Genomic DNA, 18,352 nt, shown 5'->3' with positions numbered 1-18,352 from the left:
ATCCTGTTATCTTTTTATACGTATATCAATTTCATTCTCGTCTGCACACGGTTCGAGCGCTCAGAAAGATGAATGATAGATGCAGCAGATATAAAAAAGGCAGAACCCTAATACTGACTAAGGTACTAGATGCTCTGCCTTCTCATTACAATCGCTTATTACTTAAGTTTAGCCAACAGCATCTGGTTCATCAGCTTTATGAAGGCTGAAGGGTCTGCCAAGCTACCTTTCTCTGATAACTGGGCCTGTTGCAGCAATAACTCGGTCCATTGAGTAAATACGGCTTCATCTTGCTCATCATTAAGACGCGCAACCAGAGGATGCTCTGGGTTTATCTCAAATGTAGGCTTACTTTCAGGTACAGCTTGTCCGGCAGCCTCCATCAACTTAATCATCTGGCTCGACATCTCGCCTTCACCCGCCACAACACAAGCTGGGGTGTCGGTAAGACGAGTCGTCACTTTCACTGCCGACACCTTGTCACCCAGTGAATCCTTAACACGTTTAACCAAGCCTTCAGACTCAGTTTCCAGCTTCTCTTGGGCTTCTTTCTCACCAGCATCTTCGAGATCGCCAAGTTCTAGATCACCACGAGTCACCGAGTGCAGCTGCTTGCCATCGAAATCAGTAAGGTGGTTGATCAACCATTCATCGATGCGCTCAGACATCAGTAGGACTTCGATACCCTTCTTGCGTAACAGCTCAAGATGCGGGCTATTAGCTGCCGCGTCATGGCTATCGGCGACTATGTAGTAGATCTTGCTTTGACCTTCCTGCATACGGCCGATGTAATCGGCGAGAGAAACAGTCGGTGCCGCATCTTCAGTATGTGTCGATGCGAAACGTAGCAAGCCAGCAATTCGCTCCTTGTTAACCATATCTTCGGCTGGGCCTTCTTTAAGCACCTGACCAAATTCAGTCCAGAATGTCTGGTACTTGTCAGCATCATTCTTAGCCAGCTTTTCCAACATACCGAGGGCACGTTTAGTCACTGCGGTTCTAAGCGCTGTGGTCACCTTGTTGTCTTGCAATATTTCACGCGACACATTTAATGGTAGATCGTTTGAGTCAATAATGCCCTGAACAAAACGCAGGTAACTCGGCATAAACTGCTCGGCATCATCCATCACGAACACGCGCTGAACAAATAGCTTCAAACCATGCTTACGGTCGCGGTTCCACATGTCCCAAGGCGCTTTGGCTGGGATATACAGCAGGCTAGTGTATTCTTGCTTACCTTCGACTCGGTTGTGGCTCCACAACAATGGGTCGGTAAAATCGTGAGAAATATGCTTATAAAACTCTTCATACTCTTCTTTAGAGATATCGCTTTTATTACGGGTCCAAAGTGCAGTCGCCTTGTTCATCGGCTTCCATGAACCTTCCACAGCGGCCACGGCTTCTTGATCATCTGACGCTTCAATCGCAGGCGTACCCTCTTCGAACATTTCAACAGGAACAGAGATATGGTCTGAGTATTTAGTGATTATCGAGCGCAAACGATACTCTTGAGCGAACTCTTGCTCGTCCTTGCGAAGATGCAAGACAATTTCGGTTCCGCGAGTCTCTTTAGTGATGTTTTCTACGGTAAAATCACCTTCTCCCGCCGACTCCCACAACACGCCTTCGTCGGCGCTGTGGCCCGCGGCGCGAGTGCGCACAGTCACCTTGTCGGCAACGATGAATGAAGAATAGAAACCCACACCAAACTGACCTATGAGTTGTGAATCTTTAGTATCATCACCGGATAGGTTATTGAAAAATTCCGCAGTACCCGACTTAGCGATAGTGCCTAAGTGCTCAATCACACCGTCGCGGGTCATGCCTATGCCATTGTCGCTGATCGTGATAGTGCCCTTGTCTGCATCGGCACTGATACGCACATTCAGCTCACCATCGCCTTCGTAGAGGGCATCGTTAGTCAGGGCTTCATAACGTAACTTATCGGCGGCATCGGCAGCGTTGGAGACCAATTCACGCAAGAAAATCTCTTTATTAGAATATAAAGAGTGAATCATCAAATTTAGTAGTTGCTTGACTTCAGTTTGAAAGCCATGAGTTTCTTGTTGTGACATGGGATGTTCCTTTATTGTATTTCACAAAATCTAATTCTTTATGAACTTAAGCGTTATACGGCGCAAAGTGCTCTATGAAAATAGAGATGGGGCTGGAATTTTGCATTTCAAGGGGAAAGAGGTCACTGACGTTTAAATGGCTAAAAAAAAATCCAGTATTGCCGCAACAAATACTGGATTTAGCAGGCTCTGAAAACCAGAACCGTGGAAAAACGACGAGTTACAGCGGAAGACGACCATTAAAAGAAAGCGCTAACGTGGTGCTATCGACATACTCAAGCTCACCGCCGACAGGGACTCCGTGAGCGATACGACTCACTATCACTTCATGACTCTTGGCCATATCGGCAATAAAATGCGCCGTTGCATCCCCTTCCACCGTGGGATTGGTCGCTAAAATCAACTCGACTACCTCACCAGAGGCTAAATGTTCTTCCAACAAAGCTAACCCTAGTTCATCTGGCCCGACACCATCTAAAGGCGACAAGTGGCCAAGCAATACAAAGTAACGCCCGGAAAAATGTCCACCAGCTTCGATAGCCAGCACATCGGCAGGGGTTTCAACCACACAAATCACCTGAGATAGCCCGCGTTTGTGACTGGCACAGATCGGACAATGAACCTCTTCGGTGAAGGTGCGGCAGGATTGACAATGCCCCACATCTCTCATGGCTTTTTCAAGTGCTTGACCCAGTGATTGACCCGCTTTACGATCTCGCTCGAGTAACTGAAACGCCATACGTTGAGCGGATTTAGGTCCGACGCCAGGTAAACATTTCAAAGCTTGGATTAACTCATCAACCAGGGGACTAAATTTCATTATCTAGTAATACTCAAATTAGAACGGCATCTTCATGCCAGGTGGTAGCTGCATGCCACCTGTCACTTCAGCCATTCTCTCTTTTTGGCTTTCTTCAACACGGCGTGCGGCATCGTTACATGCTGCAGCGATAAGGTCTTCTAGCATCTCTTTGTCGTCAGCTAACAGGCTAGGATCGATATCCACTTTACGTACACTATGAGAACCTGTCATGGTGATTTTCACCAGGCCAGCACCGGCTTCACCGGTCACTTCCATACGCGCGATCTCTTCTTGGGCCTTAGCCATCTTGTCTTGCATCTGCTGGGCCTGCTTCATCAGGTTACCCATACCGCCTTTTCCAAACATATCTATTTCTCTTCAATTAAGGGGCGAATAAAGTTGGCTCATCTTACTTAAATAATGTCGATAATCAATCAAAGCCGTACAAACTTATGACTGAGGTAACGCCTTAAAGTTCGACTTATCGATGAGCTCAATGGTATTTCCTTTTAAACTCAATAACTCAGGTGCATAACTTAAGCTATCATTTTCAAGCTCTGCTCCCATTTGGCTCATTAGCCATTGGACATTGGTATCGGTTATCAAGCCTTGGTGCGCCTGGGCTTGGATCTCCCGATGAAAACGCTGTCGCACTTCTAGTGGTGTCTCTCTGTCGCCATCGACTCCGACAGCTATGCTGACCTTACTCTCGCCGCCTAACGCTTTGCCTAAGGCTTCCTCTAACTGCACAATGGCTATCTCAGCAGCCAAGTGCTTCTGGATAGGTTTTAATAACAGCGACAAGGGCTCGGTAAACTCATGACATACTGAGTTCACCGCTAATTGACGTACCCTGCCGCCGACATCGATAGCAGACATCAATCGATACCACTTGAGATCGACCTCATGGCCTGTCACCTCACCTTCTCCCAGAGGGGGAAGCGGGTCAAATGATTGAGCTTGTATTGCGCTTTGAACGGGCTCTTGTACCTGCTCTGCTACTGGTGCTTCTACTTGGGTCGATACCATTGGATGAGCATCTGTGCCTTGCTCATCGCCAACTGAAGAGGGGACATTCTCACTAGCCGCGACTTCGACAGGTTCCTCCCAGGGAGGCCTGTCTTCGATGTCCGTCGCTAAAACAGGCTGAGGCCGGCGTTCAGGTTTAGCGTCTGAGTTAACTTCTGCTATAGCCTGGCCATCTAAAGAAGACGCAGCTTCACTAGAAGCTTCATCGTCATTCTCGGCTCGAGGTTTGCGCTTAGGAGGGGCAAAGTCCTTACGCTGAGCTGCAGGCTTTTTTCCACCACTCTCCTCAGGCGTTTTGGCCAATTCGGTGACCAGTGAGTCTCGCGCCGCTAAGACGGCGTCTAAGATATCGTCTTCCAACTCGGTTCCAGCTTGAGAACTTGTCCCTTGGGCTATTATCTCAGAGCCTACACCTAACTGAGGTGAAGGGACCACAGTCTGCTCAATAGGCTGTGCATCATCGGCTGCGGGCAGACTGTCAAAAGCCTGGTAATCCCCCTGCTCTTGTTCGTCTTGTTGAAAACCATATTGAGCATCGAAGGCTGCATCTTGGGCTCGCTGCTCAGGGCTCAACTGAGGCTGAGATAATTCTGACTGATTGCAGACAGGAGGATTTATCTTACTGGAGTCTTGCTCAGGAGGAGTTAACCTCTCAGTTGCTCTATCGTCTAAGCGAGTCGTCACGGCTTGGCTATCAGGCTCGGCAGTATTAAGACTGCTCTGCTCTCTTCCTAGGCTCGATGCCTGACTCAAAATGAGGGTTTGCTCGCTATTAAGCGCCAGTAAATCATCGGTCTCATCGTCTTGATCAGCTTGAGGCGCTACTGCGGCCTTAGGCTTAGATACAAGCCTAGGAACTGGCTCAGAGACGGGCTCTTCTTCAACTTCAGCTGGCTGGCTATTTGAAGTCGCTTGACTCACAGGCTTGCCTTTAGCTTGCGCCGATTCAGGATTAGCCTGTCCGGTTGCTGTCTTTACAGGTTCGGGGATGATGACTTTAGCAGGTTTATCTACGACCCAGCGGGTCACCGGCGTTTCAGGCACGAAGGAGACGGCCCTAAGCAGCGCCATCTCTAATCCAGATTTTGGGTCTGGCGCATGGGGGAGATCTTTTCTCCCCGTCAGCAACAACTGATAATAGAGTTGTACCTGTTCGGGACTAAGCTGCTCAGCAAAAGCCTGAATCTGCTCACTATAAATGGAAAGTTGTGCCGCCGCGGGGGCAAACTGACTTAAGGTTATTTGATGTAATAATTCCAGTAGGCTTCTGAGCACTTCTTCGGGGTCGGCGCCAAAGGATAACACCTGGCCAATCACCCGCATCAAGTTCTCGATATCCCCTTGGACTAAGGCATTGAGCAAGGAAAGCACATGTTTCTCATCGATACTGCCAAGCATGGTCTGTACCTGAGTCAGCTGTACACAACCCGCACCGAATGCGATGGCCTGATCCGTCAGACTCAGGGCATCTCGCATGCTGCCATTGGCCGCTTTAGCCAACAGGGTCATTGCAGCTTGATCGAAGGGGAGCTGTTCCTGGGTAAGTACATGAGACAGTTGCGCTGAAATTTCGTCCTGAGTCAGGCTTTTTAAATTAAATTGCAGACAACGAGACAGTACCGTCACCGGCAGACGCTGAGGGTCTGTGGTCGCTAGCAGAAACTTTACATGCTCAGGCGGCTCTTCGAGCGTCTTTAACAACGCATTGAAACTGCTGCGCGACAACATGTGCACCTCATCGATGAGGTACACCTTGAATCGGCCTCGACTAGGGCGGTACTGCACATTATCGAGCAGTTCCCTGGTATCGTCGACCTTAGTTCGCGAAGCCGCATCGACTTCGATAAGATCAACAAAACGCCCTTCGGCAATTTCAACACAGCTGGAACATTGACCACATGGAGAGGCAGTGATCCCCTGTTCACAGTTTAACCCTTTAGCAAATAGCCGAGCTAAACTGGTTTTCCCCACACCTCGAGTGCCGGAAAACAGGTAAGCATGATGTAATCTTTGCTGAGTGAGCGCATTGGTTAATGCAAGTAAAACGTGAGACTGACCAACCATTTGTTCAAATGTGGCAGGGCGCCATTTTCTGGCCAACACCTGATACGACATGGAACTCCCCAAAGTGTCATTTAGTAATTTCGGGAGCACGCTCCTCAGTAAACTGCACCATAACATGTCATGTTTAACGGCGCTACTGAGGAGGATTTTTACGCTGGATTAATCGCCTTCGAATTCACCCAAGCTAACCCGTTTAAGATCCATGGCTTCGAGACGTTTTTCACCACCTAGATCGGGCAAAGAGATAACCAAAGACAACATGGTTAACCTGACCCGCTAGCTCTGAAATAAATTGTACCTTGAATTATTCACCGCCAAATTCACACAAGCTAACCAGTTTAAGATCCATGGCTTCGAGACGTTTCTCACCACCTAGATCGGGCAAAGAGATAACAAACGCTGCATGGTTAACCTGACCGCCTAGTTTACGGATCAACTTGACAGTCGCTTCGATCGTACCGCCCGTTGCGAGCAAGTCATCGACCACTAACACTTTATCGTCAGCAGAGATGGCATCGATATGCAGTTCCAGAACATCTTGACCATATTCAAGATCATAGCTCTGAGAAATCGTCTCACGTGGTAATTTACCCGGTTTACGTACAGGTACAAAACCAACACCTAATGCCAATGCTAAAGGCGCCCCGAACAGGAAGCCACGAGCCTCTGTACCCACGATTTTGGTAAAGCCTTGATCTTTGTACTCCTCAGTCAGGAGTTCTATGCTTGCTCTGTAAGCCGCAGGCTCTTCTAGCAAACTCGTTACATCTCTGAAAAGGATCCCGGCTTTGGGGTAATCAGGAATTGTTTTTATGCTCTGTTTTATCAATGCTAAGCTGTCTTTGTTCATGACCATCATCTTTAGGTTTGGCCGACGAATCTCGCCAGCTTTAAAAATCCGGCTAAAGCTTATGTGTCTTTGGCCAGACTTGCAACAATCTCCCCTATTAATAGGACAAGAATTACGCATTGGGTCACCATTTAGCAATATATTCTAATGAGAAAGTCGATACTGAGTTTTCTGTATAAAGATGACGTGTGAAGCAGGGTTGTAGACTTAATCGTCTAGTTCGGGGATCTGCTTGAGGAAAAAACCTAGGCCTAGGGCGAAGCAAAGCAAGATCACTTTTACCCATATTAATGGCACTATGGCAATGCTAACGGCAAAACTGAGTCCACTGACAATATAGGCCTTCTTCTTTAGCCCTTTACGGATCCCTCTGTTCTGCGCCCAATCATTCAAGGCTACTGAAAACCAGGGATGAGTCATCAGCCAATGGTGTAGCCGGTCGCTAGAACGAGCAAAACAGAAGGCGGCTAGTAAGATAAAAGGTACGGTCGGCAGTATTGGCAGCGGGATCCCCAGCAAACCAAGCGCCAAACTGCATAAGCCACAAATCAAATAAAAACCACGTTTAAAAGCCATTATTTCCCTTAGCTATTTATTTAACTAATTTTATTGGAATCAAAAAAAACCCAAAAAAAACCACTCCATAGAGTGGTTAGTTTACCCAAACAAGTGCCGGGTATCTAGACTTGTATTACGCTAAAGAGACAAGTTATACCCGTTAGATAAGTCCGGAAATTTTCAACCAAGATAAGGTCGCAGGTAACGTTGGGATCATCATGACTAGGATGAAACCAATGAAATAGATGATGTTAAATGGATCTTTAAATGGCTGACTCATAACTTCCTCGCTCAATCACTTGGGTAATTTTATTGATCTAGATCAATTTTTGGCAACAGTATAGAGACTTGGCTATAGTTTAGGAAGCGTGCATTTACCCTTTTACCGACTCAAGAGTCTTGAATTATGATTTTATTAAGAATAATGACAGCTCTTAATATCAATCGGCTGCTGTAGTTCAATGAACTAATCCAAATCACCTCATTCGAGTCCATTAAGCCAAGTATTGTCTCACCACTCCCTTGGCGGCGAGATCGGCTAACATCTGCTCACAACCTTGAGTTAATACCCCATCAGCCATCTGAGGGTAAGTCTGTTTTAGCCAAGTCAACAGATGGTCAAAACTGACAGCTTCATATTGGGACAGGTAACCCAGTACTTGTGCTGTTAAGGGGTTGAGTTGCAGAAAAATAACGACCTCTTCAACATCGCGATATAAGCAAAATTGTTGCGGACTCTCGGCGGGGGTAGCGGGTCGATAATCTTCACTCACTCGCTGAACATCGAAGCTATATTGCAACACTTTAGCCGTATCAGACAAACACAGTGCCACTTGTGCTATCGGCCCTTCAATGGCCTGGTGCAAGGGATTATCTTTAGCGACTGCCACGACCAACTCCATATATTCATAATGAGCCAGTTCGATAATGAATGCAGGATCACGCTCTGTTAACTGATATTCAGACTGCAGAAAAATGACAAATTCATCGGCTATTTCGATAAATATCGGTGTCTGACAATCATGGCTCACAAAAAATTCTTGGATCAGCGCGAGCCAATCTTTGTCAGAATATAAGCTGTTCAATACGGGGAAGGCACTGGTAACAAAGCCATTGATATTATTGAAAAATAAATCCCGATAAATCTTCATTCGCCTGGCTTCTGTGCCCTTAGGTAATGGCCGTGAAGGTTGCTTGATATAATCGATAAATGACTGTTGAATCACATCAAACTTCATCATGTGCTCCTTGAAAACTGCGACAAACCTGTCTCTTGATAACGACGAATTTTATCTATCTCCTTAAGCAGCACCTGTGTCTCAGGAATATTAAAATCTCTCTCTAACAAGGTAGGGTGTACTCCGTGTACTTGATAACAGGTTTGTAGTAACTGCCATACAGGCGACACTATATCGGCCCCATGAGTGTCAACTATGATATCTTTTGCTTCTTCAAAATGGCCAGCGATATGGAGATAGGCGACCCGCTCTGTCGGCATGGCTCTTAAGAACTCATCGGCATCGTACTCATGATTAATTGAGTTCACATAGATGTTATTTACATCGAGAAGCATTTTACAGTCTGCTTCACCGAGCACAGCAGTGACAAATTCGAGTTCACTCATCTCGGCGCCTGGCGCCGTGTAAAAAGATACATTCTCCAGGATAAGCGGCCTCTCTATAATATTTTCAACTTGCTTTACACGCTTAACGACATGCTTGACCGCCTCCTCGGTAAAGGGGATTGGCATAAGATCATACATGTGTCCAGCACCCGAACAGTAGCTAAGATGTTCAGAGTAAATCTCGATATTGTGCTCGTCCAGAAAGGCTTTCACATTCTTAATGAACACAATATCTAAGGGTGCAGGCCCACCGATAGACAAGGATAAGCCATGACAAAAGAAAGGTTTTCTCTCAGTAAGTTGCCTAAGTTGTCGACCGTATTTCCCTCCTAATGTCATCCAGTTCTCCGGGGCAACCTCGAAAAAATCGATAGCATCTGGAATAGAGTCGCAAAATTCATCCAACATCTCACGCCTCAAGCCTAATCCCACCTTGGCTCGCTCAATCATAATCACTCCCAAAAAGCTTACGACTATAGAAAATTTCAGTTTTATACTTGGATAAAATCAATTAAGGCCAGTATACACCGGCCCTAATTGTCTATTCACTATCGTAAAGGCTAAGCCTCAACAGATAATATTACATGTTGCCGCCACACTTACCTTCTTTGCCTTTCTTCATGTCGCCGCCACACTTGCCTTCGCCATCGACAAGCTGGTAACCCGCTTCCATCTGGCTAAAACCAAATGGGTTAGCCTGAGCCTCACCGGCAAATGCTGACCCCATAACAATAGTACCAAGGGCAGCTGCAACAGCAGTTTTTTTAACTAAGTTCATAATGTATTCCTTAAAAATCAGTAAAGTAGTTTAGGTTACCAACTAAACTACATGTCAGCTGGCTTGCATAAGTAGACCCGATCTAGCTCAAACTTATTTCAAAAACTTTAATAAGATCACATTTATGACGCATGTTTTAGTAAACCGCAAGCCTAACCGTAATAAATAATGTAACAAATTCAATAGATAAGACTATTGAAGTTAAACAACAGAAACAAGTTTTGAATCCCACCTCATCATAAGCTAAAATGCTGGCCGCGCTAGCTATAGGGCTGACGTTTTGACGCTCCTTAGCCATGCTAGCCGATAAATAGACTGATCCTGTAACTTAACAAGTATGAAGCTGATAAGAATGAATCTGACAAGAGCGACAAGATGCGTGTAATACTCGCCCCAATGGAAGGCGTCGCCGATGCGTCTATGAGAGCACTGCTAACGGGTGTTGGTGGGTACGATCTGGTGATCAGTGAGTTTATTCGCGTGGTGGATCAACTCCTGCCGGAAAAAGTCTTCTATCGCCTATGCGCAGAATTAGCTAACCAGAGCAAGACTAAATCTGGCACTCCAGTGAGATTACAGCTGCTCGGTCAACACCCGCAGTGGATGGCGGAGAATGCCCTACGCGCCATTGAACTTGGCTCCCTGGGTGTCGACCTTAATTTTGGCTGTCCGGCTCCCACGGTCAATCGCAGCAATGGCGGAGCGGCGCTGCTAAAAGAGCCTGAAACCATCTACCGCGTAGTCAAAGCTGTCCGCGATGCCATCCCGGCCCAACTTCCCGCAACCGCAAAAATCCGCCTAGGTTGGGATGATAAGAGTCGCTGCGTCGAAATAGCTCAAGCGATTGAAGCCGCAGGTGCCACAGAACTGACCGTGCACGCCAGAACTAAGGAAGAAGGCTACAAGCCTCCCGCTCACTGGGAATATATTCAGCAAATAAAGCAGGCTATCTCAATACCTGTGATAGCCAACGGTGAGGTGTGGAGCCGTGAAGATTATCTCAAGTGCCAACAAGTCAGTCAGTGTGATGATGTCATGATAGGACGAGGCGCATTGGCCGTGCCTAATTTGGCTCATGTGATCAAAGGCTCCCAAGCTAAAATGCCCTGGCCTCAAGTATTGCAGTTACTCTTGCAATACTCGGACTACGAAATCGTCAGCGAGAAAGAGAAATATTATCCCGCCCGTATAAAACAGTGGCTTAAATTCATCGCAAAACAATACAATGAAGCCGATGAACTGTTTACCCAAGTGAGAGTATTGAAAAAAACGCCGGAGATTCTCTCTTTACTCAGAGCACTCGCGTAAGTCTACACTAGGTTCAAATCAGCGAGAGTCTCCCACCTGATCACCCCCCTAATGAACCCTAGACAAGACTTCCCACCTCTAGCTTATATCTTATTGATGTAAGCACTAAACATGACCTAGAGTTGATCTCAGTCATAGTCAAAATGCCTCATCAGTTTAGACTTAAAAATCGAAATAATTTATCAGGCATATACTCGTGAGTAGATCCCATATCAGACAAGAATTGTCACAGCTAGAATCAAATCTAAGGATAGAGATAGGTAAACTTGCTCAGAGTAAAAACATCAGCTTAGACACTCAATCGAGTTCGCTTTGCGAACTGATAGCCCAGCTAACCCAGGCAGACTTATGTAAACACCCACTGTTTAGCCAATTAACCCAAGTCGATGCTGCTATATGTCAGCTGGATATTGGTCTATATGGCCTTTGCTCCGATTGTGAGAATGAGATAGAAGCGGAACGATTAGCCATCAACCCCGTCGAACAGAGATGCACCCAATGCGCCCAGAATCATGAACATGAGCACAGACAAGAGTTAAGACTCACGCATTAAGCTGTGTAAATCATACTGGATCTTTGGCAGAGTATTTGAAGGTCGTATCTTCATTGTTATCTATCGCCTGTTCGGCTTGTCTTCGAATGATGGCGGATCACATTTCTTGGTTTAGCTTCTGGCTAAGAGGGTAATGGCTAGTGTGTTTGAGGTCGACCCTTCATGGTAATTTATAGCCTGCGGCTCGCCTAATATGTAAACACTTCTGGTGATTTACAAGATAGTTATCTCTTCGATTTAACTTTTCTAATTGTCGATAGTGACTCATATCGATATAGACACAAAAAAGCCTGCAGATGCAGGCTTTTTTGGGTGTCTCACCTCAAACGAATCACTAGCTTAGACGCTGGTTTTTCTCGGCAAGTTTATTGCACACAGCGGTAAAAGAAAGTGACGCCGCGTGGGCAATCTTATCGGCAAACTTTTTCTTCAACTGATAGCGCACCTTGATCACGGTTCTCTCTTTCGCTAGCTTCATCACCACATCATCACTGGTCGATATGGCATCGACAAGACCTAATTCTATCGCCTGTTGACCATACCAATGTTCACCCGTAGCGACTTTTTCAAGGTCTAATTCAGGACGATATTTAGCGATAAATTGTTTAAATAGTACATGTGTTTCTTCGAGCTCAGTCTGAAACTTTGCCCTACCCTCGTCGGTATTTTCACCAAACAGAGTTAAGGTACGCTTAAAATCTCCAGCGGTATGCTGCTCATAATCAATATCATGCTTCTTAAGCAGTTTATTGAAGTTTGGGATCTGCGCTACCACGCCAATCGAGCCGACGATGGCAAATGGAGCCGCATATATCTTATTCGCCACACACGCCATCATGTAACCGCCACTGGCCGCCACCTTATCGACACAAATAGTCAAATGAATATCTGCCTGACGCAGACGGTCCAGCTGACTCGATGCTAAGCCATAGCCATGAACCATGCCGCCGCCGCTCTCAACATTGACGATCACTTCATCGCCCGTTTCAGCGATAGCTAAGATGGCACTGATCTCTTCGCGTAGAGAAGCCACTTCACTGGCATCTATGCTGCCCTTGAAGTCAACCACAAACACTCTAGGGTCTAATGTCGCTTCATCTTGCTCTTTCTCGGCTTTGTCCTTGGCCTTCTCATCGGCTTTCAGCTGTTTCTCATAAGCTTTGAACTGCTTCTTAGTCAGCAACTCCTCTTTAAGATCATGCTTAAGATTTTTGAGGTTTTCAGACAGGTTTATCAGTAATAACTCTCCCTTGTCCCCTTTCTGCTTAATCGCAGAAGCTAGCACCACAAGAATGACAGCAATTATCGATATCACTACTGTGATCGCTTTGGCAAAAAACAATCCATATTCGTACAAAAATTCCAAGGTGTGCTCCGACTTAATTTTATCTTTAATGCAACATTGAGTTTATTCTATCAGTCATTGGTGCAATAACAAATGTGCTAATAGGTAAATCAGCCAATAAAAAACCCAGCAAATGCTGGGTTTAAAAGATTTAGCCTTAACAAGTATTATCCAGCGGGAACCATACAGGGTTGAACCACATGTTTAAGATCATTATCAATCACAATCGTCGCAGAGCCTTTACCTGCGGTAAGCGCAAAACCAGCAACTTCTTGCTGCATCTCTGCCGTAGCAGCGCCACCGGACGTATCGGTAAGTGAACTATGATGCCCTTCAACAAAGCGCACCGCCCCAGAACTTGCCGTTGTGGTCTCGATACACTCTAGACCCAAGGCGGCGATAAGTGGCTCAGTCCCGGCAGTAGGGAAACCTTCGACACGATTTGGCAATACCTGATCAGGCTTGTTCTCATCGGTACCGTCACCGACAATCTCAATCACGTGTACCGGAAGAGCCGTTGCTTTAAGCATAGCAGCGTGGTTTATCGGATCGGCGCTGTCCACTGCGGTCTGAACCGCAAAGGCAAATGCAGGTATAAACTCAGCGTATACTGCTGCAACCAAGGCCGCATATTCATCGGTTCCCGGTTCATAGCCTGCAGTATTGGCTTCATCAACCAAAGCTTGGAAGGCATCTGTTGCCAATATGTTCTCTTCAAGCATAGGCGCAAACGTCGCAGAGCCAATAAATGTCCCGGCAAGACCGCCCGACGGCGCAACCAGTGAAGATGCATTGAGTGCATAAACGTTTGGCAGTGCCGTACCTGTCTCTGGGTTGACTAAGCCTGTGCTGGCATAGGCAGAGAAGTTGGTATTAACGATAGCGCCCAGACTCAGCCCTTGTGAGCTTATCTTACCAATATCAAATACCTGAGGCAGGTCCATCTGAGCCAGCTGCATGGATAAGCCAGTCAGTGCCAGTCGAACGCCAAGATGATCGACAACACTCTGACGGAAGTTATCACGCACAGATAAGGTGCTGGCAATATTGATGAACACCAAGGGATCACCATTCACAAAGGCTTCAGGTTTGCCTATGGCCACACCGAACTCAGGTGCTGATGCCGACACTTCGTAGACACCATCACCATTGGCATCAAATGAACGTGCGCCATGTAATGGATGATCGATTGCAATCGTTGCAATCCCCATAGCCGCGTAAGTGCCTGCAAACGTCATCGCAGTCTCTTTACCGCCGCCCAGACCATGAAGCGCGATATTCGTCGGCCAGCCGGCTGTAGGCGCCACGAAGGAAGGACCTTGAAAGGCCGCTAGCTTAGCCGCGTCGGGTATGGTGATAAATACCGGCACCTTCTCATAGCCTTTAATGGCCGGAATAGGATTAAACTTGGTCAGATGTTTGGCCTTATCGGCCGCGGTGCCATCGTCGAGTAGCCAGACTTTTCCAGCTAACAGCGCAGGATTAGCGATGCCTGTAGCAGGATCAATACCGTGCGCGGCAGCTTGCATACCATAATTTTCCTGACTCATGGTGCCGGCTTGAAGTGCAAGTAACACAGAAACCGGGCTGTCACCTAATGCTTTCCAGCTACCATTTATCGTAGAACAGGCCGCAGAAGAACAATCACCGAACACCGGCAAGGTTAATTCAGCAGCAAATACATTGGCCATATCAGCCATTTTGAATATGTCACCCGCTGCGGCAGGAATACCGGCTGCCGTGGCGACTGTATAACCTAGTGGCGTCGGCGGAACAGAGAAGCTAGGCGCATAGGGCGAGCCTGGTTGAGCCATCAAGAGTTTCAGTGTCTCATACACATCAGGGACCGACTGAGTGGTAAACAGACCCGAGTAGCTAATCGTCTCAGGATCCACTCCGTGTGCAGCCGCGAGTCCTTTCTCATAACTGTTGACTAATGTTTGTAACATCAGTTGGTCTGCGGTCTCGAGTGGATGAGTATCAATATCGAGTTTGAGTAGACCATAGCTCGCCGATGGCGCGACAGATTGACCTGCTGTGTCTTGGATAAGGTTTGTGGTGGTGTAGATATATGACTGCCCCGCCTTTAATGGCTTGAGAGGCACGATGGCAATACTATTACCAGAGGCTTTCGAAACAAAATCGACACCAAAAGTCAGCTCATCACCGATTTTACAGGCGGAAACGGAGGGGCTTGCTTGGCATTCGGGATCGGATGATAGTGCGCCGCCAACCGTAGCCTCGAACATTCTCACCGCACCGGGCTGAAATACCGATGCCTCATCCAGAGCAAATTGGCTGCCATCGTGATCGACGGCAAGGTCCACATTGATTGAAATAGGCGCCGTGGTCGACCAACCATCTAATGCGCCAAGAGCCATGGAAGGATCGGTATAATCGCTGGAGCCATCGAGTGCTTCACCTGGGATATTGATGGTGCCATCTAACGTACCGCTAAAGAGTAGATCGTTTGGCAATGGGACAGCGCCATTGGCAGGATCAAATACCATATGAGACTCAGGGATCAGAGGCTCAACCTTATCTTTTAACTCATCGACACTATCTTCACTACAGGCCGTGAGTCCTAGCGCAGATGCAATCGCAACACCCAAAAAGAGTCTTTTCATCTTTGTTCCCCAAATCTTGTTGTAATAATTTTTGTTTTCCCCAAAAAATTTGGTCACAATAGGCAATACCGTGTGACCAAAGTAGGACTTTTACCAGTCCTTACCTAAGCTCAAGTTAACGTAAAAATATTGACTTAGCTACATTTTTGTCACATACGACCCATGATTATGCACACTATAATTAATCATTTGTTTAAAACAAGTGTTCATCACATCAGTGACTCTAGAGGTGGCGGGCTTTTCCGCCGACAGGAAAAATTGACTCATGTTGGAATATCAAGCTGCAAAAGATCTACTTATTAACAAAACGATACTAATTACAGGCGCTGGCGACGGGATCGGACGCGCCGCTGCCATCAGTTTCGCTAAGCATGGCGCCACCGTTATTCTTCTTGGCAAGACAGTGAATAAATTAGAAGCCGTTTATGACCAGATAGTGCAAGCAGGTTATCCAAAACCTGCGATTATTCCTCTGGACTTGAAAGGGGCTACCGAGCAAAACTATGTCGACATGGCAGAGACCATCGAAGCGCAATTTGGTCATCTCGATGGGGCCCTGCATAACGCGAGCCTGCTGGGTGTTTTAGGCCCATTTGAACATATTTCAATGGATTCGGTGAAAGAGGTCATGCAGGTCAATGTCATCGCCGAAATCATGATGACCAGGGCACTGTTACCTATCATGAAGAAGGCGCCTAAGGCATCACTGGTGTTTACCTCTAGCGGCGTCGGACGACAGGGCCGTGCATTCTGGGGCGAATACGCCATCTCTAAATTTGCAATCGAAGGCATGATGCAAGCTATCGCCGATGAATATGAAGGTTCAAGTTTGAGAGTCAATAGCATAAACCCTGGTGCGACTCGCACAGGCATGCGCGCTAATGCTTACCCGGCTGAAAACCCAAGCACACTCAAAGAGCCGGAAGATATCATGGCGACTTATCTTTATCTTATGGGTGATGATTCTGCAGAAGTTAACGGCCAGCAGCTGAACGCACAGTAGCAAAAAAGGCTGCAGATGCAGCCTTTTCTAATTCATACTAGATAGCTTCCTAGGCATTAAATCCTAGTGATCTAGTCATCTTTTTAACTAGGTTCTCTTACGTGCTGGCTTACTTGCTACTGCTTTGTGCTTACGCACGGCACGACGGATCTTAGAGCCCTTCACCTTCGAGCGAGCGACACTGTGCTTATCGGTACCTAGAAGTGTACGAGTCTCTTCCTTTAAGCCAGCCGTTTGTCTCAGGTAATTCACCTGCTCCATGGTTAGCTCAACCCAACCACCACGAGGCAGTGACTTAGGCAACTCAATCTTGCCGTAACGAATACGGATAAGACGGCTCACCTGTACTTCTTGAGATTCCCATAAACGGCGAACTTCACGGTTACGGCCTTCAGCGAGCGACACATGCCACCACTTGTTCATGCCTTCACCGCCAGCCGCTTTCACTTTATCGAAACTCGCCGGGCCATCTTCTAAAGTAACGCCGGTTCTCAGACGTTGAATACAGGCATCATTCACTTCGCCGAAGGTGCGTACTGCGTACTCACGTTCCACTTCATTAGATGGATGCATCAAGCGGTTTGCTAGCTCACCATCGGAGGTAAACAGCAAGAGACCTGAGGTATTGATATCGAGACGACCGACAGCCACCCAACGTGAATCACGTGTCTTTGGCAAACGCTCGAACACAGTAGGACGACCTTCTGGGTCTTTGCGACTGCAAATTTCGCCCTCAGGCTTGTGATAGGCAATCACTCGACAGATCAGATCTTCTTCAGATTTAATCGAAACGGATCGACCATCGATACGGATCTTTACATCGGCTTCGATGCGATCACCGAGACTGGCTATTTCACCATCTATACTAATTCGACCTGCAGCAATCCATGCCTCCATCTCACGACGGGAGCCATGGCCTGCACGGGCCAAGACTTTCTGCAATTTTTCACTCATTAGTAAACTCTTTAAAGATTTTGTTTAAGTTTTAACAACTTAAAAGGATAAAAACATGGTAGAATTTTAATTGCGTACGAATTTCACTCGCACAGATAAAAGTACCTCTTCTAATTGCCCAAGTTTACAGGGAATGTAGCCTATACGCAAAAACCGAGAGGAATTAGCGAGTTTGCTCTGGGAATGACGGATGACGGAACCCTTTGATCACCGGAAAGTCCTTGCTATTTTCTAGCCGTTAACCTTTTTTAATGATATTCATTATTGGTCTAGCAACGGCGGAACCCACTCTTGATATAACCTAAATAACGCGAACAAAGTGCAGAATTAGCGTCAACACAACTATTTCTCGGACGACTATTCGACTCATGCCATTGATTTTATAAAACTATCCATGTGAGTGTCGAATCAACATCTAGGCTTTGGAGGAAAGCCCCAAGCCAAGTTACCCTGACTTGAGGAATATTCCAGTGACAATGAGCAGGACAGGCTAGCAGTTATAGGTGATATTTTTCAAACCACAGTCCGTTTCACTATCCTTTCAACCTTAGAGGCTAGAGGTCATGTGTGAAGTGTTGATTTGTATTTGATCTATTACAAGTCCATAGATTGATCTGGTTTTCACTGTTTCTATCCATGCACCTAGTCGTCCCCGGCAGCGCAGACTTTATCAACAAACCATCTAGTATCCATTTCTGGTTGCTCTCGCCAGAATAACAGAGATTAGTCTGTACAGCTTGGCGATCCGCATTAATGCCGTGGTAAACTTCCACGCAGAGGTT

General features: G+C 46.7%; 15 protein-coding genes and 2 pseudogenes. 3 read left to right on the top strand and 14 right to left on the bottom strand.

Annotated elements, in window-relative coordinates; translation table 11 throughout:
• Positions 1 to 158 precede the first annotated feature (158 nt).
• The 10 genes and pseudogenes from htpG to HRU42_RS11795 form a co-directional block, all read right to left on the bottom strand.
• Positions 159 to 2,075 (bottom strand): molecular chaperone HtpG, encoded by a 1,917-nt coding sequence (gene htpG / locus HRU42_RS11840; RefSeq protein WP_295031376.1) that lies wholly within the window; start codon positions 2,073 to 2,075, stop codon positions 159 to 161.
• A gap of 220 nt (positions 2,076 to 2,295) precedes the next feature.
• Positions 2,296 to 2,895, bottom strand: coding sequence for a recombination mediator RecR (recR, locus tag HRU42_RS11835; protein WP_295031375.1), 600 nt, complete (start codon positions 2,893 to 2,895; stop codon positions 2,296 to 2,298).
• Positions 2,896 to 2,913: 18 nt separating this feature from the next.
• Positions 2,914 to 3,243 carry a YbaB/EbfC family nucleoid-associated protein gene (locus tag HRU42_RS11830; protein ID WP_287949397.1) on the bottom strand — a complete coding sequence of 110 codons (330 nt, stop codon included), beginning with the start codon at positions 3,241 to 3,243 and terminating at the stop codon, positions 2,914 to 2,916.
• 84 nt (positions 3,244 to 3,327) lie between these two features.
• Positions 3,328 to 6,021: a DNA polymerase III subunit gamma/tau gene (dnaX, locus tag HRU42_RS11825; RefSeq protein WP_295031373.1), complete on the bottom strand. Its 2,694-nt coding sequence runs from the start codon at positions 6,019 to 6,021 to the stop codon at positions 3,328 to 3,330.
• Positions 6,022 to 6,129: 108 nt separating this feature from the next.
• A pseudogene (locus tag HRU42_RS11820) lies at positions 6,130 to 6,250 on the bottom strand (adenine phosphoribosyltransferase); the annotation flags it as partial.
• Positions 6,251 to 6,274: 24 nt separating this feature from the next.
• Positions 6,275 to 6,826 (bottom strand): adenine phosphoribosyltransferase, encoded by a 552-nt coding sequence (apt, locus tag HRU42_RS11815; RefSeq protein WP_295031419.1) that lies wholly within the window; start codon positions 6,824 to 6,826, stop codon positions 6,275 to 6,277.
• Between the two features lie 201 nt (positions 6,827 to 7,027).
• Positions 7,028 to 7,396: a YbaN family protein gene (locus tag HRU42_RS11810; protein ID WP_295031371.1), complete on the bottom strand. Its 369-nt coding sequence runs from the start codon at positions 7,394 to 7,396 to the stop codon at positions 7,028 to 7,030.
• A gap of 476 nt (positions 7,397 to 7,872) precedes the next feature.
• Positions 7,873 to 8,616, bottom strand: a complete 744-nt coding sequence (locus tag HRU42_RS11805) for a DUF2063 domain-containing protein (RefSeq protein ID WP_295031369.1) — start codon at positions 8,614 to 8,616, stop codon at positions 7,873 to 7,875.
• Positions 8,616 to 9,452 (bottom strand): DUF692 domain-containing protein, encoded by an 837-nt coding sequence (locus HRU42_RS11800; RefSeq protein ID WP_295031367.1) that lies wholly within the window; start codon positions 9,450 to 9,452, stop codon positions 8,616 to 8,618. The genes HRU42_RS11805 and HRU42_RS11800 overlap by 1 nt, the downstream gene beginning before the upstream one ends.
• A gap of 142 nt (positions 9,453 to 9,594) precedes the next feature.
• A pseudogene (locus HRU42_RS11795) lies at positions 9,595 to 9,780 on the bottom strand (hypothetical protein); the annotation flags it as partial.
• A 375-nt stretch (positions 9,781 to 10,155) separates the two neighbouring features.
• Between HRU42_RS11795 and dusC the strand changes: the two are divergent.
• Positions 10,156 to 11,088, top strand: coding sequence for a tRNA dihydrouridine(16) synthase DusC (gene dusC / locus HRU42_RS11790; RefSeq protein WP_295031365.1), 933 nt, complete (start codon positions 10,156 to 10,158; stop codon positions 11,086 to 11,088).
• Positions 11,089 to 11,284: 196 nt separating this feature from the next.
• On the top strand, positions 11,285 to 11,641 hold the full coding sequence (locus HRU42_RS11785) for a TraR/DksA C4-type zinc finger protein (protein ID WP_295031363.1): 357 nt from the start codon (positions 11,285 to 11,287) through the stop codon (positions 11,639 to 11,641).
• A 334-nt stretch (positions 11,642 to 11,975) separates the two neighbouring features.
• Here the strand turns inward: HRU42_RS11785 and sohB are convergent, their stop codons facing one another.
• Positions 11,976 to 13,007 carry a protease SohB gene (gene sohB, locus HRU42_RS11780; protein ID WP_295031361.1) on the bottom strand — a complete coding sequence of 344 codons (1,032 nt, stop codon included), beginning with the start codon at positions 13,005 to 13,007 and terminating at the stop codon, positions 11,976 to 11,978.
• Positions 13,008 to 13,153: 146 nt separating this feature from the next.
• A complete protein-coding gene (locus tag HRU42_RS11775) occupies positions 13,154 to 15,613 on the bottom strand; it encodes a VolA/Pla-1 family phospholipase (RefSeq protein WP_295031359.1) in 2,460 nt (819 codons plus the stop codon).
• 265 nt (positions 15,614 to 15,878) lie between these two features.
• Between HRU42_RS11775 and HRU42_RS11770 the strand changes: the two genes are divergently transcribed.
• The gene (locus tag HRU42_RS11770) at positions 15,879 to 16,616 is read left to right on the top strand and encodes a YciK family oxidoreductase (RefSeq protein WP_295031357.1); all 738 of its coding nucleotides are present in this window, start codon (positions 15,879 to 15,881) and stop codon (positions 16,614 to 16,616) included.
• A gap of 87 nt (positions 16,617 to 16,703) precedes the next feature.
• Here the strand turns inward: HRU42_RS11770 and rluB are convergent, their stop codons facing one another.
• Together rluB and HRU42_RS21170 are read right to left on the bottom strand one after the other, a co-directional pair.
• The gene (gene rluB / locus HRU42_RS11765) at positions 16,704 to 17,570 is read right to left on the bottom strand and encodes a 23S rRNA pseudouridine(2605) synthase RluB (RefSeq protein ID WP_295031355.1); all 867 of its coding nucleotides are present in this window, start codon (positions 17,568 to 17,570) and stop codon (positions 16,704 to 16,706) included.
• Between the two features lie 554 nt (positions 17,571 to 18,124).
• Positions 18,125 to 18,343: a ricin-type beta-trefoil lectin domain protein gene (locus HRU42_RS21170; protein WP_367227172.1), complete on the bottom strand. Its 219-nt coding sequence runs from the start codon at positions 18,341 to 18,343 to the stop codon at positions 18,125 to 18,127.
• Positions 18,344 to 18,352: the final 9 nt, after the last annotated feature.

The sequence above is a fragment of the Shewanella sp. genome, from assembly GCF_013214165.1.
Lineage (GTDB): Bacteria > Pseudomonadota > Gammaproteobacteria > Enterobacterales > Shewanellaceae > Shewanella.
The sequence above is the reverse complement of the archived record's forward strand: the minus strand, read 5'-3'. Positions and strand labels throughout refer to the sequence as shown.

Bases quoted from the DNA above. Each gene is read 5' to 3' on its own strand.
- HRU42_RS11830 (WP_287949397.1), bottom strand. From the start codon at position 3,243: ATGTTTGGAAAAGGCGGTATGGGTAACCTGATGAAGCAGGCCCAGCAG.
- HRU42_RS11800 (WP_295031367.1), bottom strand. From the start codon at position 9,452: ATGATTGAGCGAGCCAAGGTGGGATTAGGCTTGAGGCGTGAGATGTTG.
- HRU42_RS11775 (WP_295031359.1), bottom strand. From the start codon at position 15,613: ATGAAAAGACTCTTTTTGGGTGTTGCGATTGCATCTGCGCTAGGACTC.
- apt (WP_295031419.1), bottom strand. From the start codon at position 6,826: ATGGTCATGAACAAAGACAGCTTAGCATTGATAAAACAGAGCATAAAA.
- HRU42_RS11770 (WP_295031357.1), top strand. From the start codon at position 15,879: ATGTTGGAATATCAAGCTGCAAAAGATCTACTTATTAACAAAACGATA.
- htpG (WP_295031376.1), bottom strand. From the start codon at position 2,075: ATGTCACAACAAGAAACTCATGGCTTTCAAACTGAAGTCAAGCAACTA.
- rluB (WP_295031355.1), bottom strand. From the start codon at position 17,570: ATGAGTGAAAAATTGCAGAAAGTCTTGGCCCGTGCAGGCCATGGCTCC.
- HRU42_RS11810 (WP_295031371.1), bottom strand. From the start codon at position 7,396: ATGGCTTTTAAACGTGGTTTTTATTTGATTTGTGGCTTATGCAGTTTG.
- recR (WP_295031375.1), bottom strand. From the start codon at position 2,895: ATGAAATTTAGTCCCCTGGTTGATGAGTTAATCCAAGCTTTGAAATGT.
- dnaX (WP_295031373.1), bottom strand. From the start codon at position 6,021: ATGTCGTATCAGGTGTTGGCCAGAAAATGGCGCCCTGCCACATTTGAA.
- HRU42_RS11805 (WP_295031369.1), bottom strand. From the start codon at position 8,616: ATGAAGTTTGATGTGATTCAACAGTCATTTATCGATTATATCAAGCAA.
- dusC (WP_295031365.1), top strand. From the start codon at position 10,156: ATGCGTGTAATACTCGCCCCAATGGAAGGCGTCGCCGATGCGTCTATG.